Raw genomic sequence first — 15,033 nt, 5'->3', positions numbered from 1 at the left:
CGTAAAATAGAAAATCTGCCAGTAGTAATGTACCGACAGATTTAATAGACGATTTCAAAAATCCCATGATTGGTTGAGATAAACGTTCCTGAAAGGTCTAAATCCCGACCATAGGCTTGATAATCAATATAGTTTTGAAGACTAGCTGGTACTTCGCCTAAAGCACCCGTTTCTTCAATGTAGTAGCGTGCCACGTCATACATATCATCACAATCGGAATGAATGATAATATCCTCTTGATGTTCGCTTAGTTCTTCAATGCTTGAAAAATGAGTGAGCAGAGCAGATAGCTCCGATTGTAATTCTTCGGGTAATTCCGATACCATTTCCCATAGTCGATTGAGTTCGCCAATGGAAGTGTATTCGTCAACCGTAAAGGGTAACTCGTAGTCATGAATGGCGTATTCCTCATATTCATCATTCAAGCCGATTTTCTCTTTGACTTCCTCAAAGTCAATGGGAAAGGTAAACCACGCACCGACCAATTCGCCCTCATTGTATTTGCCTAAATTCGCAATATAGACTTGCATATCGTCCATATATTCACGTCCTTTCTTTGTAGAGATTCAAAAATCCCTACCGCACTTCGTTTGGTGTACCATTCCTTTGCGGAACATAAGAAAACCACTTATATTCCACAAAAGAACGGTTTTATTTAAGCACCAATAATGCGATTGAATAGCTCTAGTAAAATGTCTTTTACTCCAGCAGCGTTGAAGACTAAGCCAACCGCAATAATCGCAATAATTAAAAAGCCAATCAGTTTGCTAAACTCACGCTTGAAGCCAAGATACAAGCCAATCACAACGATTGCTAAAAGCACCAGTGATTGAGCGTTTGATAGAAACCAGTTATAAAGGTTTTGTCCAAAATTCATAAAAATGTTCTCCTCTCTATATTCAATGAATTTGTATTTGAGTTATTTTTTTGTTGTTATCACGTCCTGTTCTTTTACTGACTGTTGCTTCAAAATCTGCTTGTGTCGGTCTGTCAGTTTCGCATGGTCGAGAATGTCTTTTACAACCTGCGTCTGGTTGATTTCATCAAGTTTAATCGCAACCTTTAAGGTCGGGGCAACTTGATGAGATAGCCAGTTCAGCGTCCTTTGGAAGGAGTAAGGCTCTGGTTTTGTGGTTAGTTTTAATCGTTCACGATTGTTCCCAATAAACCAAGCCCATTCTTCATTCAGTTTCCAATCAGAACGAGGTTTGGAATCGTCTTTATCTACAAAACGGATATACCGATTGATAATTTTAAAGACGGTATGCTCTGGATTGTCATAGACGAGTAAATCACGGACTGCATAATAGGCACGCTCATTTTTCAATCGAATCTCAAAACGGTTTTTTACTTCTGCGTCTTCAATGGGAATATCATTTTTCTTGTACTGCTCGTAGTCCTTTTCATAGATACAGAAATAAACTTCACTTTGTAATGAACCGATATAGAGGGTGTTTCCCATACATTCCTTTTCCTCTTTGCGTACCAGTTCGCCACTGCGATAGCTTTTAAAACTGCGGAAGACGGAGATACATTCTTCCTGTTGGCACTTTTCAGTGAGTACAGGGATATTCAAAATCCCTGTCTTATCGTTAATGGCAAGGTCAAGGCGTTTCATCACACCGCCAGCCACCAAAACGTCCATAAAGAACTCATACCAGCTTCTTTGTTGTGCCAGAAGATAGCTTTCAAATTGTCTGCACCCACGACCTTTCAATTCCACCAGAACTCCTTTGTCCAGTTCATGGGAGCAAAGGACGAATATGTCGCCTAAAGCATAATGCTCTGAATAAGAATAGAAACCATAGTCCTCATGAAGAAAATAGGACAGTTTCAGTTGTAAGATGTTTTCGACCACCTGCTGTACGTCTGTTGTCGGAAAGCGAATCCTTACATAATCAAACAGCATTTCAAGGGGAGCGTCGGGATTGAAGCGTTCCAGAGCTTCCCAAAGGGACTGCTGTAAATCCTCTGATGGCTTGACTTTTCCTGTTTCAATATCGCTTAGATACTGCCTTGTAATACCAGTCGCAACAGCTAAACGGTTTTGAGATAGTCCATAAGCCAAGCGTTTTTCTTTTAAATGCTGTAACCAAGTTTGTTCATTCAGTAAAAATCCCTCCAATCAAAAAGGCGTATGTCAACTTTTAAAGCCCATTTGACATACGCTGAAATTTTGTAAATCCCTTGTAACCAAAGGATTTTCTAATGTTTTTTTGACTGTTTCCTGTCGATTTGTACCCCCCTGTTAGATACGGGGGGTTAAGTGCTGGCGTGGCTATTGCCACACCAGCCAGCAAGATCAGTCCACACCTGCGACTTCCGCTTCGCACGTCGCCTGCGTGGACTGTCTGCTGTTGGATAACTTTTTAATTTCCTCCAAGAAATCATATCCTTTTGGTACAAGGGGAGTATAAAACTCTGATATGACACTTGTTCCTACATCAACATAGCCACGACCTTTGATTCGCTTTAAGAAGAAATCCTTTTGTACGTCACTGCCAAACATCATGCCATAGCCCATTTCAGACATACGACCTAAAGCCACTCTGAAATTAAACTGATCACGGATTCCGTCGCCTAAATATTTTGCGTCTGGACGTTGACAAGCCAGTATTAGAAAGAAGCCAGCTTGACGACCTAACATGACAATCTGTTTCAGCTTATTCATAACTGCGGTGTTTTCTTTTGTTCCCAGCATTTCCATGAAAGCGACGTATTCATCAAAGATTAAGAAGTGTGCCGGGAGACCTAAGTAAGCATAATTTTTGCCAGTCTTATAGTTCTTCATCTGCTTCATTTCCTCACTACGTTTCATCATTTCTTCATAGAATGTTTCAATGCAAGAAAGCAAGTCTTCTTTTCTATAGTAGACATTTGCCATCACAGAACCTAAGTCCGCAAGGTCAGCATTTTTCGGGTCAAGAATATACAGTTTTGAATCTGTATGAAACAAGGCTTCAATCAGTGTCAGTATAAAGTAAGTTTTACCGCCACCTGTACCACCAGCAATCAACATATGAGGGAGCTTATCATATTCCCACCATACGTTTTTCATTAAGCGAAGTTTACCATCTTTAGCTTCTACTTCATCAATAGAAATACGACTGGCTATGGTGTCATAGAGCAAAGTATATTCCACATAGGAATCCTTTAACTCTTTATCCGTCAGCTCACAGTACAAGCCACTCTCTAATTTCTTTTCCAAGTGTAAGAGTTGGTCTTGATATTTTCCCAGCGTGATTTCCACCCGTATCTGTATCAAGCCATTTTTAAGTCGATAATACATTTTAGGGAAGTAGGTTATCTTTTCCTTTGTACGACCAGCACTATCTTTAAAGAAACCCTCTGTTTTGACCTGTTCAGATTCATACCACTTGTTTTCAAGTATCATCTTTGCCAGTTTTTGACGGTGGTAAAGTTGTTTAACCGTATCATAGCGAACCCGTTTGAATACAAACGCTACCAGCAAGCAGATAAGAATTGCGACACTGAAACTGATAATTAAATAGGGAATGTCAATCTTATCTGCTTGTGATAGGTTAAAATCCTGCCAGTTGATCTGCTGGATTGTCTTCACATGAAACAGTCCGACAACCAGCAGGAAAACAGGCAGGAGTGACGCTATCGTAAAATGAAAGACTAAATCTTTACCAGATGGGCGAATCCTTTTACCACGCTGTTTCATGCGAAAAAGTCTCCTTTCTACCTAGCGACTATTTGTCTTGTGTCGGTTCTTTCTTTGCTTGTGGTTGAGCTTTGAATGAACTAGAATCCTTTGTCAGCACAATATCGTCTGCCTTGATATACCAGTCAACATCTGCTCCTTGATAGGTGGCAGTAGCAACGGTGTCCGCAATGGGATTGATAAGTTCCACCCGTGCGTTATAATCAAACTCTTTCAAAGGCACGCTGGCAGGAATACTTACTTGAATCATGCGTCCTTGTCCTTTGGATTTTAAGTCATAGGTACGTTCCTTGATTTCATCTGAAACCGACCCGTCTTCATTTTGGATTCTCACTTCACGACGTAGAGCAGAGAATTTCAATTCTCCAAAAGTCGTGTCTTTATCTAATACAATGCCATTTGCTAATCTCATCATTTTTCCTCTCTTTCTTTATTCTTTTATCATGTCGTCAGCATGTAAAAGGTAATTTGTAAAACCACGAGTGCCGATTTTGTAGCCCTCTGCGGTAATACGTGGATTGACTAACTTCACACGTTCCTCAAAGCCGAAATGTTTTTCGCCAGCTTCAGCAGGAAGCACCACCACAATATCATCTGCTCTTTGAACATCAGAATAGAGATTATAGCTTCTTGATAAGACAGTTAGCCGTCCGTTGATTCTTCGCTGAACGACTTTATCCTCGCCAGCAAATTCTAAATTGCCGAATGTTTTTTCCATGTTGGGAATCACAAATTTAAGTTCCATATTTTTACCTATCCTTTCTTTTTTATTGGCTGAATGAATGTTTGATGGTCTTAAAGAGTGGGGAACGACCTTTTGATTCTTGATTTTTTGTTTTCATAAGTTCACTTCCTTTCAAAATCGGGTAAAAAAATAGACACCTCATTTTTTGAAGTGTCTACCTATTAAATATTCAAATTTTATTGGAAGTATCTTTATATCTTCACTTTTCAAGGATAAATCGTCGTATCAAAGCTCATTCATAAGTAGTAAATTAGTAGTAAATTGAGTGGTTTTGACCTTGATAAAGTGTGATAAGTCCAGTTTTTATGCGGATAACTAGATTTTTATGCTATTTTTATACTTAAACATAAGCCTTTTAGAATCGCTTTCTCTGTCCTCCTTCATTTATTATCGAGTCATACAATATTCCTTGAATGTAGGTCTCATGCCGCCTGTCCTATAGTAACAGAAATATATTGGGGACACTCCCTAGGAGCATCCCCAATACTATGGTTACCATTATTTCGCTTTGTAAAAGACCCCTCTAGAATCTTTTTCTACAGGCTGAACCTGGTTATAAATACTTGTTTCTTTAAAATACGTTGTGTATTTATTGGGCACATAAATTAAAGCCCGAGATAGTTTCTCTCTATCTTTTGCCAATTCAGTAGGTTTTACCATAGGCATAATATTCTTCCCATCTTCCCAAACACTTTCATGTTCTTTGTAATGAATATAGGAAGTCGTCCGCCCTAAATAATAGGACAAAGACGTGCGATAATTGCCATATTGATACACATCTAGTGGCGTAGCCCCCTCCAATGCCATCACTTCATTAGCTAATACTTTTCCAGATTGGTCTTCCATAATTGGTACTAAATTAGGAACTAACGCTAAATAGAATACGATAGCACTAGTTGCCATACTACACACTAAGACATGCCCTGTTCGTTTACTAGCGGCATAGATACAACTCACCACTGTTACCGCTAAACTTATCCAAAGATACGCACTATGTGACAAAGACATGCTCAATCCCGCTATGACTAATCCTAGTAAAAATGGAACTCCACCCAACGCATATAGGATAAACACCTTCCACGTCATCTTACGTTCTTTGTATCCTTCTATACAAACATGAATGCCCATGCCTGCCCATAATGCCAACGGAATCAGCATAATGAATGTGTACGTAATATATTTAGTGGCCATACACGTATAGAACAGAACGGTGCCTACAAGCCAGAAAATAGACCAATACCAAATATAGGCATGTTTCTGTTCATTAATACCACGAACCACAAAACTAGTCCATGGCATTATGCAGATTGGTAACAAAGCAAAATACAAATACCACCAATTATGTTCCGGATGCTCTGGTACTGTGGCTCTCGTCACATTATGGAGCCCTAAAAAACCATGTATAAAAGCATCACCATGAACATGGTACATATAGCCATACCAAGGTGCTACGACTAAAATAAAGGCAAGGATACCTTTCCAAGAAAAAACATATTTGAACCAATCCATACGGCGATTCAAGGCCACGTAAAGAATTAAAATAATCCCTGGCAACACAATTCCTACAGGACCTTTGGTAAGCACCGCTAATCCAGCAAAAATATACGCATAGATCATATGGCGATGACTTTCACCAGTGATACCTCGGTAAACATAATAAAAAATACCCATGGAAAAGAGAAATAAATATCCATCCGTTACGACAGCGTGACCGATGTACCAAAATTCTAACGCCGTTCCTAGGGCAATGGCACTCCACATGGCAACCCGTTCTACTTGATATATACTGAAAGCCATCCGATACATCGCTAATACTGCACAAGTAGAAACGACAATGGATGGCAATCGAGCAGCCAAATCAGAGATACCAAACAAAGAGTAGGACAGTATAAGCCCCCAATATGCCATAATTGGTTTATCATACCAATACATGTCATAAATCATAGGAGACAAAAACTCTCCATGTTTCATCATGGTCACGGCAGACAAAGCGTAGTTTGATTCCACTGTATCCGTCACAGGCAACGCCCATGCCATAAACAGGTAGAACAAGAACGTTCCCATCCCTAGCCATGCAAACCGTTTCCATGAAAATGTTTGTTCCATAGCAATACAACCTCTGTATTCAGATTTAAAAAAATAGTTTTCCCAACAAGCGCATCAATAACCACGCTAGGATAATCACAAAAGCACCAGCAATGATAAATTTGGCTAATACAAATAGCGCTACAATCACCACTGCTGCAGCTACTGCTAAGCCTGCTTTCCACTTCCAGTTAAGGGCATTCCACAAGAATACCTTCATATTAGGAATAGTTTGAAAACCCTGTTGTTCCTGTTGAGAAGATTGGTGATGAGGAGCGTCATATGTACGCCCCTCTTCATCAATAGTTGTTCCGTCAAAATCACGTACTTCTTCTTCTGAAAGAACGCGTGTTCCTTCTTCATACTTTTGTTCTTGACTCATAGTCACTCCTATAGAGCTTGTAAATGTTTTTCCAACAATTCATTCACGACGCCAGGATTTGCTTTACCCTTGGAGGCACGCATCACTTGGCCTACCAAGAATCCGATAGCTTTACCTTTACCAGATTTGAAATCTTCCACAGATTTAGGATTATCTGCAATGACTTGTTTTACAATTTCTTCAATAGCTCCTGTATCGGTAATTTGAACTAACCCTTCTTCTTCTACGATTTTGTCTGGATTTTTACCAGTTTCAAACATTTTTACAATGACTTGTTTAGCAATTTTACCAGAAATTGTACCTTTTTCAATTAAGCCAATCATTGCAGCTAATTGTTCTGGCTGTACCTTGCTGTCTGCATAGGAAATACCAGCATCATTCACAAGTTTTGCTAAATCACCAATGATCCAGTTAGATGCTGTTTTTGCATCAGCTCCAGCCTCTACGACAGCATCGAAATAGTCCGCTGTAGCACGTTGACTTGTCAATGTGCGAGCATCTTCACTGGACAATCCGTAGGATTCCATAAAGCGTTGTTGTTTCGCTTCTGGCAATTCTGGTAAGGATTGACGAATCTCTTCTACATAGTTAGGATCTACTACGATAGGTACCAAATCTGGCTCTGGGAAGAAACGATAGTCATTTTCCTTCTCTTTCTTACGCATGGAAAGAGTAATCCCTTTGCTATCGTCCCAAGTACGAGTTTCTTGTACGATGGCTTCTCCATCTTCCAATGCTTCCGCTTGACGAAGTGCTTCGTATTCGATACCTTTTTGGATCCCTGTTAAGGAGTTCATATTTTTGATTTCAGTTTTTGTACCTAACTTCGTTTCCCCTACAGGGCGGATAGAAATGTTCGCATCACAACGCAAGCTACCTTCTTCCATACGTCCATCAGAAACACCTAAGTATTGTACAATGGCACGGATTTTATCCACATATTGACGCGCTTCTTCCCCAGAACGAAGATCTGGTTCAGATACGATTTCCAACAATGGTACACCAGTACGATTGTAGTCGACATTGGAGCTATCCGAGCTAGAAATTGTAGCACCGCTGTGAACTAATTTACCAGCATCTTCTTCCATATGGATACGATTGATGCGAATACGACGAGTTTCTCCATTCACTTCTACATCAAGATGACCATTTACGCAGATAGGCAAATCAAATTGAGAGGTTTGCCAGTTTTTAGGCAAATCTGGATAATAATAGTTTTTACGGTCAAATTTATTGAATAATACAATTTCACAATTCAATGCCAAACCGACTTTAATAGCATATTCCAATACTTTTTGGTTAAACACAGGCATAGTTCCTGGCAAACCTAAGCAAGTTGGGCATACATGTGTATTGTGGTCGCCCCCAAAGGCCGTTGTACAGGAGCAGAATATTTTTGAATTTGTTTTCAGTTCAGTATGAACTTCAAGGCCTACGACTGTTTCATATTTCATAGTTTCAATTCTCCCATAGTTGGCAATTTTGTAAATTCAGGACATTCTTGTTCAAAGCTATAAGCAGCTTGTAACAATGTACTTTCACCCATAGCTGGCGCCAACAATTGCATACCGATAGGCATACCATTAGAGCCAAATCCAGCAGGAATACTGATACCTGGGATACCAGCCAAGTTAACTGGCACTGTACATACGTCTTCCAAATACATTGTCAGTGGATCGTTGATTTTTTCACCAAATTTAAAAGCTGTATTCGGAGCAGTTGGTGTTAATAATACATCACATTCTTGGAAGGCAGCATCAAACTCATTTTTAATCAAACGACGAGCTTTTAAGGCTTTTAAATAGTACGCATCATAATAGCCAGAGCTCAATACATAGGTACCTAACAAGATCCGACGTTGCACTTCCTCGCCAAAGCCTTGGGTACGAGTTTTTGTAGACATTTCTACTAAATTGTCAGCTGGCACTCGAAGACCATAGCTAACTCCATCATAGCGAGCTAAGTTAGAACTAGCTTCTGCCAAGGCGATGATATAGTATGCAGATAAGGCATATTTTGTAGTTGGCAAGGAAATATCCACAATAGTGGCGCCCATATTGCGATAGGTTTCGATAGCTTTCTCCAAAGCTGCACGCACTTCAGGATGTAAGCCTTCACCAAAATATTCTTTCGGAACACCAATACGTAATCCTTTTACATCTTTCACAAGAGCTTTTGTATAATCTACACGCTCCCCTGGGATGGATGTAGAATCGTGGAAATCATGACCAGTAATGGCATTTAGCACGATGGCTGCATCACGTACATCTCTCGTTACAGGTCCAATTTGGTCCAAAGAAGATGCATAGGCAATCAAGCCATAGCGAGATACATTACCGTAAGTTGGTTTCAAACCAACCACGCCACAATAGGATGCTGGTTGACGAATGGATCCACCTGTATCGGAACCCAATGCCCAAATAGCGCTACCGCTGGCAACAGCTGCTGCACTACCACCGGAAGAACCGCCTGGTACGTAGTCTGGATTCCATGGATTTGTGGTTTTGCCTAAAGCAGAGTTCTCTGTGGAGCTACCCATAGCAAACTCATCCATGTTTAATTTACCCAAAATAACAGCATCTTGAGATTCTAATTTTTCGATAACAGTAGCATTGTACGGAGGCACAAAGTTTTCCAACATGTGGGATCCACAAGTAGTGGCCACACCTTTCGTGCAAATATTATCTTTAATCGCTCCAGGAATCCCTGCTAATGGAGAAATAGTTTCTCCTTTTGCAATTTTAGCATCCACAGCCTCAGCTTGTGCTAATGCCGCTTCGTGAGAGTCTGATAAGTACGCATGTACTGTAGGCTCTACATTGTCTTTATGTGCCAATACAGCTTTCGTAAGCTCTACGGCAGAAATTTCTTTATTTACTAATTTTTGATGTAATTCAAAAAGAGTCATGTATCTTCTCCTAGTTTTGTACAACACGAGGTACTCTGAAATACCCATTCTCTTCTTCTGGTGCATTTTGCAATGCTTCTTCTCGTGGCAATGATGGTTTCATTTCATCAGGACGATATACATTTTGTAATGGCACCGCATGAGCCATTGGCTCTACATCTGTTAAATCTAATTCTTCTAATTCCTCAACATAAGTAAGGATATTACTTAAGGCTTTTTCAGCAGCCTCTAAATCTTTAATTTCTAATCGGGATAATAAGGCAATATTCTTAATTTCCTCTTGACTAATTTTCATAGACACACATCCTTTCAATTTATATATTATACCATACTCTCCTGGGAAAAAGAAAAATACCAATATACAAAAGTCCTGCTTTCCTATGCATATTGGTATTTAATCATCTATTCATAATGTAAAGCATCAATAGGATTTAACTTAGCCGCTTTTCTAGCTGGATACAAACCAAATACAAGACCTATAGACATAGAGAATCCAAAAGATAATAAAATAGGACCTGTGGTCACTACAGTTTTTAACTTAGCAACAGTAGCAATCAGCTGTGAAGCACCAATTCCCACTACAATACCAATAGCACCGCCTACGAGAGAAATAACGATGGCTTCAATTAAAAACTGTGTAATAATCGTTCGATACGTAGCTCCTAAAGCTTTGCGAACACCAATTTCTCGAGTCCGTTCCGTTACAGATACGAGCATAATGTTCATAATACCAATACCACCAACTAATAAGGAAATCGCTGCCACAGCTCCTAGGAATAAAGTCATTGTGGCTGTATTTTCTTCTACCGCCTTCATAATGGACGCCATATTATTCACATTAAAATCATCGAGGTCTGGATTTTTGATACCATGACGGACACGTAAAATATTTTCTATATCTGCTTGGACACGCTCTAAATCCTGACCTTCTTTCGCTTGAATGTAGATCATACGCAAATAATCAACACCCATCACTCGTTCCATCATGGTCGTATAAGGTACTACAATGACATCATCTTGATCATTGCCCATAGCACCAGAACCTTTTTCATCAAGAACGCCTACAATTTTAAAGGAATTTTTATGAATCCGAATGTCCTTGCCAATAGGATCTTCATTACCAAATAAATTTTTTGCCACTGTGGCACCTATAACCGCTACCCGTTCACGGCGTTCAATTTGACTATCTGTAATAAAACGACCTGATTTCATAGTCCAATTATTCACATACTGAAAGTCTGCATTGGCACCATTCACCGTTGTGGTCCAATTCTTGCTCATATACACTGTCAAATACGAGTTAGCTGCTACTGGTGAAGCTGCTTGCACACTATCCATCTTAGAAATAGCTTCATAATCACTCAATTTTATCGTTTTATTAGCACCTGCCACAGGACGTACCCCTGGTGTTCTCGGAGCTCCTGGATAGACCATTAACAGATTACTACCCAAACTTGAAATAGATTCTGTTATTTGTTGACGTACTCCATATCCAATTGATACCAGAGCAATCACAGCTGCGACACCAATGATGATACCTAGCATCGTCAATAATGATCGCATCTTATTGGCAATTAGAGAGGACCAAGCCATTAAAAAGCCTTCTTTATACATGGCTTTCACCTCCTAGCTGCAATCCTTTCATATGTAGATTTATTCTATCTTCCACAATGAGTCCATCTTTTAAGACCACATTGCGACCTGCATATTCAGCAATGTCTGGCTCATGAGTAACCAAAATGATGGTCCGTCCTTCTTGATATAATTCTGTGAAGATATGCATCACATCTAAACTCGCTTTTGAATCAAGGTTACCAGTAGGCTCATCGGCCATGATGATAGCTGGGTCATTGGCCAAGGCCCTGGCAATGGCTACCCGTTGTCGTTGCCCTCCGGATAGTTCTGCTGGCATATGATCCAACCGAGTGCCGAGCCCCAACTCTGTCAATAATTGACTCGCCCTAGCTGTGCGCTCTGCTTTGGATACACCTGCATAGACCATAGGTAATGCTACATTATCTAAAGCTGTTAGCTTCGGCAATAAATTAAAACTTTGGAACACGAACCCAATTCGTTTATTCCGAACATAGGCTAATTCATCGTCACCAAGGTGAGCTACTTCTTCCCCATCTAATCGATAGGAACCACTGGTAGGTCTATCCAAACATCCTAAGATATTCATAAACGTAGATTTACCAGAACCAGACGGTCCCATGATAGAAGTAAACTCCCCTTCATAAATGGACAAATCAATACCATGTAAGACAGGTACCGTCAACTTTCCATTCACATAGGTTTTCGTAATCCCCTCCAAGGTGATAACCGCTTTTTTAGAAGTTTCCATTAGAATGGCCCTCTCTGTTGTTGTTTTTTCGCCGCATTGACATCACCACTGATAATGATTTCATCGCCTTCTTCTACACCAGATATAATTTCAATCGTAGAATCCCCTGTCATTCCTGTTTTTACACTAGTTCTAACAGGTTTTCCATCTTTGATGACATACACAAATTCTCCCACTTTATCAGAACGCACTGCTGCCAATGGCACTACCAACACATTTTGTCGTTCTTCGCCATGAATCGTAGCACGCGCTGTCATAGATGGGAAGAAATGACTTACATCACTTGCTGGAATTGCTACACGCACTGTATAGTACACTACGGACGAACTGGTTGTTCCCATACTACCTTTTGTGCCTAAAGAAATACTTTTAACAGTACCTGTAAAAGTCTGACCAGGATGCGCATCCACTGTGAAATCTACTTTGGCACCTTCTTTTACATTCCCAATATCTGTTTCGTCAACTGTTAGATAGATTTCCAAGTCAGATAAATCCGCAATGGTGGCAATAATCATTTGTGTAGAAATACCTGTAGCAATGGTTTGACCTGCTTTTAAAGGCTCTCCAATAATCGTCCCATCCATAGGGGCTGTAATCGTACTATCGGTCAAATTAGCTGCCACTTGGTCGTAGGTAGCTCTTGCTTTTTCATAGGCTGCCAAGGCATTGTCGTAAGTTTGCTGTGAAATGGCACCTTGTGACACTAGCGTACGATAGCGATCCAAATCTGTAGCTGTTTGATTCAATGTTGCTCTTGCATTATCTACGGAAGCCTGTAGTTGACGAGAATCAATGGTAGCAATCACTTGACCTGCAGTTACATGCTGATTGGCTTTCACCAACACAGATTCTAATTTACCAGGAACATTCGTAGACACATCTACATAACGAACAGGATTAATCGTTCCTGTAGCACTTATGGTAGATGAAATGCTACCTTTTCCTACTTTCCCAGTTGTATAAGTAGGTGCCTCTTTTGTTTGAGCACTACTGTACCATTGCCATCCACCAATAGCTACCACTAATATAGCTACAATAGCAATCCATAATTTTTTATTTTTCCACATGAAATATCTCCTTTCCTGTATCGACTGCATATAAAATACCACAGCATAGTGTTCCCTTACTCTAATAATCATAAGCTCCAATATGTAATATAAAATTTCATCTCCATAAACTAGTTTACATCTGCTGATGATAAGCTCTTTATATAAATAGGCTCTAAAAATAGTATAAAGTGCAATATACCGAGGATAAAAAGAAAAGAAAACTAAGGTTAGTTTTCTTTATCTTATACAATACGATGATGAAACTACTATGAAATTATTGCCCTAATACACGTATTAATTGATATAAAGACGTATCTAACGGATACTCACACGTTGCAGCTTCCTCATAGGCTATGGCATCAATATGATTACAATGAACCCCTATCAAATGATGGGCATGCCCCTCTAATAAAGCACGCACCCCTGCCTCTCCTAAGCGAGCAGCCATGAGTGCATCATAGGCAGACGGTGAGCCACCACGTTGTAAATACCCTAAGACAGTCACAGAAGGTGCATAGGATGTATGCTCTTTAATATATTGTGCTACTTCAAAAGCGCTGTACGCACCTTCCGCCACGATGATAATACTATTCTTTTTACCATTACGAGTCGTATTTTCTAATGAATCTTTTACCTCTTCCAATGTCATTGGTACCTCTGGTGTCAGTACCACCTCAGCACCGCATGCGACGCCAGCGTACACAGCAATATGACCTGCATGTCGTCCCATTACTTCTACAATGGCTACACGGTCATGAGCCGTAGAGGTATCACGAATTTTACTCACCCCATCAATGATGGTATTAAGCGCTGTATCAAAACCAATTGTATAATCGGTACCATTCATATCTTTATCAATAGTGCCTGGAATTGTCACCGTAGGTAAGCCTAACTCAGACAACACTTTCGCACCACACATGGAACCATCTCCACCAACAACGACGAGTCCGTCAATACCATGACGACGTAAATTGTCATAGCCTCTCTGTTGATGCTCAGGTTCTTTAAACTCAAGACAACGGGAAGATTTTAGAATCGTCCCTCCCTTGTTCACAATATTCCCTACACTGCGTCGAGTCAAAGGAATAAAGTCTTCTTCTAAAACGCCCAAAAAGCCTCGTTGTATTCCTACTACATCGAGGCCTTCATATATTGCACTTCTTGTGACGGAACGAATGACTGCATTCATTCCTGGTGCATCTCCACCACTTGTTAAAATAGCTATACGTTTCATATTATTCACCTTGGTGTACTTTTCGCCGTTTAAAATATATGCCCTTAGACTTTATGGATCCGTCAATACTTGTCACCAATTCATCAGTATGACTGTGTGTGGTATCTAACACATGGTCACATTTCCGATACAATGGTTTCCACCGTCGCATCATCCATGCCACATAACCAGATACATCATCGTAATTCATAGTTGGTCGCTTACCAATCCAACGATTCACACGATTGACAATCCGATAGTGTGAGGCACGTATGCCCACAATAAAGGAATACTTTTGCATATATCGTAGTGTACGCATATCCACTGGGAAATTTCCACCTACGGAAATCACAGCTTCATGATACATGGCCACCTTTTTAATCACTTCAAATTCTGCACGACGAAATGCCTTTTCACCAATTGTTTTAAAAATATCAGCAATAGGCATATTATATCGTTTCTCTAAGATTCGATCCGTGTCAACAAATTGCCAGCCTTTGGCATCCGCTAAATTTCGACCTAAGTGACTTTTTCCGCTCCCCATAGAACCAATGAGGATAATGTTTCTCTTGATAGTCGTTTTCATGTTGTATAATATCTCATTCTTCCATCTAGTAGT

At 40.0% G+C, this 15,033-nt stretch carries 17 protein-coding genes; all 17 read right to left on the bottom strand.

Features of this window, described 5'->3' with window-relative positions:
- Positions 1–41: 41 nt before the first annotated feature.
- The gene (locus EO127_RS00250; RefSeq protein WP_000342539.1) at positions 42–539 is read right to left on the bottom strand and encodes an antirestriction protein ArdA; all 498 of its coding nucleotides are present in this window, start codon (positions 537–539) and stop codon (positions 42–44) included.
- Positions 540–655: 116 nt separating this feature from the next.
- Positions 656–877, bottom strand: coding sequence for a hypothetical protein (locus EO127_RS00245; RefSeq protein ID WP_001009056.1), 222 nt, complete (start codon positions 875–877; stop codon positions 656–658).
- Positions 878–919: 42 nt separating this feature from the next.
- Positions 920–2,125: a MobT family relaxase gene (gene mobT / locus EO127_RS00240; protein ID WP_127447532.1), complete on the bottom strand. Its 1,206-nt coding sequence runs from the start codon at positions 2,123–2,125 to the stop codon at positions 920–922.
- A 22-nt stretch (positions 2,126–2,147) separates the two neighbouring features.
- The gene (locus EO127_RS00235; protein WP_000879507.1) at positions 2,148–2,300 is read right to left on the bottom strand and encodes a hypothetical protein; all 153 of its coding nucleotides are present in this window, start codon (positions 2,298–2,300) and stop codon (positions 2,148–2,150) included.
- 2 nt (positions 2,301–2,302) lie between these two features.
- Complete coding sequence (locus EO127_RS00230) at positions 2,303–3,688, bottom strand: FtsK/SpoIIIE domain-containing protein (RefSeq protein WP_127447531.1); 1,386 nt, start codon at positions 3,686–3,688, stop codon at positions 2,303–2,305.
- Positions 3,689–3,716: 28 nt separating this feature from the next.
- Positions 3,717–4,103, bottom strand: coding sequence for a YdcP family protein (locus EO127_RS00225; RefSeq protein WP_000985015.1), 387 nt, complete (start codon positions 4,101–4,103; stop codon positions 3,717–3,719).
- A gap of 15 nt (positions 4,104–4,118) precedes the next feature.
- Entirely contained in the window at positions 4,119–4,433 is a 315-nt protein-coding gene (locus EO127_RS00220) for a YdcP family protein (RefSeq protein WP_000420682.1), read from the bottom strand.
- A gap of 498 nt (positions 4,434–4,931) precedes the next feature.
- Positions 4,932–6,539 carry a glycosyltransferase family 39 protein gene (locus tag EO127_RS00210; RefSeq protein WP_127447530.1) on the bottom strand — a complete coding sequence of 536 codons (1,608 nt, stop codon included), beginning with the start codon at positions 6,537–6,539 and terminating at the stop codon, positions 4,932–4,934.
- Positions 6,540–6,564: 25 nt separating this feature from the next.
- Positions 6,565–6,900, bottom strand: coding sequence for a hypothetical protein (locus EO127_RS00205; RefSeq protein ID WP_127447529.1), 336 nt, complete (start codon positions 6,898–6,900; stop codon positions 6,565–6,567).
- An 8-nt stretch (positions 6,901–6,908) separates the two neighbouring features.
- Positions 6,909–8,354, bottom strand: coding sequence for an Asp-tRNA(Asn)/Glu-tRNA(Gln) amidotransferase subunit GatB (gene gatB / locus EO127_RS00200; RefSeq protein ID WP_127447528.1), 1,446 nt, complete (start codon positions 8,352–8,354; stop codon positions 6,909–6,911).
- Entirely contained in the window at positions 8,351–9,808 is a 1,458-nt protein-coding gene (gatA, locus tag EO127_RS00195) for an Asp-tRNA(Asn)/Glu-tRNA(Gln) amidotransferase subunit GatA (protein ID WP_127447527.1), read from the bottom strand. The genes gatB and gatA overlap by 4 nt, the downstream gene beginning before the upstream one ends.
- A gap of 10 nt (positions 9,809–9,818) precedes the next feature.
- On the bottom strand, positions 9,819–10,103 hold the full coding sequence (gatC, locus tag EO127_RS00190) for an Asp-tRNA(Asn)/Glu-tRNA(Gln) amidotransferase subunit GatC (RefSeq protein ID WP_127068426.1): 285 nt from the start codon (positions 10,101–10,103) through the stop codon (positions 9,819–9,821).
- 107 nt (positions 10,104–10,210) lie between these two features.
- Positions 10,211–11,422: an ABC transporter permease gene (locus EO127_RS00185; RefSeq protein WP_127447526.1), complete on the bottom strand. Its 1,212-nt coding sequence runs from the start codon at positions 11,420–11,422 to the stop codon at positions 10,211–10,213.
- A complete protein-coding gene (locus EO127_RS00180; RefSeq protein ID WP_127068424.1) occupies positions 11,415–12,152 on the bottom strand; it encodes an ABC transporter ATP-binding protein in 738 nt (245 codons plus the stop codon). Before EO127_RS00180 ends, EO127_RS00185 begins: the two co-directional genes overlap by 8 nt.
- Complete coding sequence (locus EO127_RS00175) at positions 12,152–13,219, bottom strand: efflux RND transporter periplasmic adaptor subunit (RefSeq protein WP_127447525.1); 1,068 nt, start codon at positions 13,217–13,219, stop codon at positions 12,152–12,154. The genes EO127_RS00180 and EO127_RS00175 overlap by 1 nt, the downstream gene beginning before the upstream one ends.
- Positions 13,220–13,475: 256 nt before the next feature.
- Complete coding sequence (gene pfkA / locus EO127_RS00170; protein WP_127447524.1) at positions 13,476–14,435, bottom strand: 6-phosphofructokinase; 960 nt, start codon at positions 14,433–14,435, stop codon at positions 13,476–13,478.
- A 1-nt stretch (position 14,436) separates the two neighbouring features.
- Positions 14,437–15,000, bottom strand: a complete 564-nt coding sequence (locus tag EO127_RS00165) for a shikimate kinase (protein WP_127447523.1) — start codon at positions 14,998–15,000, stop codon at positions 14,437–14,439.
- Positions 15,001–15,033 lie beyond the last annotated feature (33 nt).

Source organism: Veillonella sp. 3310, assembly GCF_003999875.1.
Taxonomy (GTDB): domain Bacteria; phylum Bacillota; class Negativicutes; order Veillonellales; family Veillonellaceae; genus F0422.
This window is presented reverse-complemented; position numbering and strand designations above follow the sequence as displayed.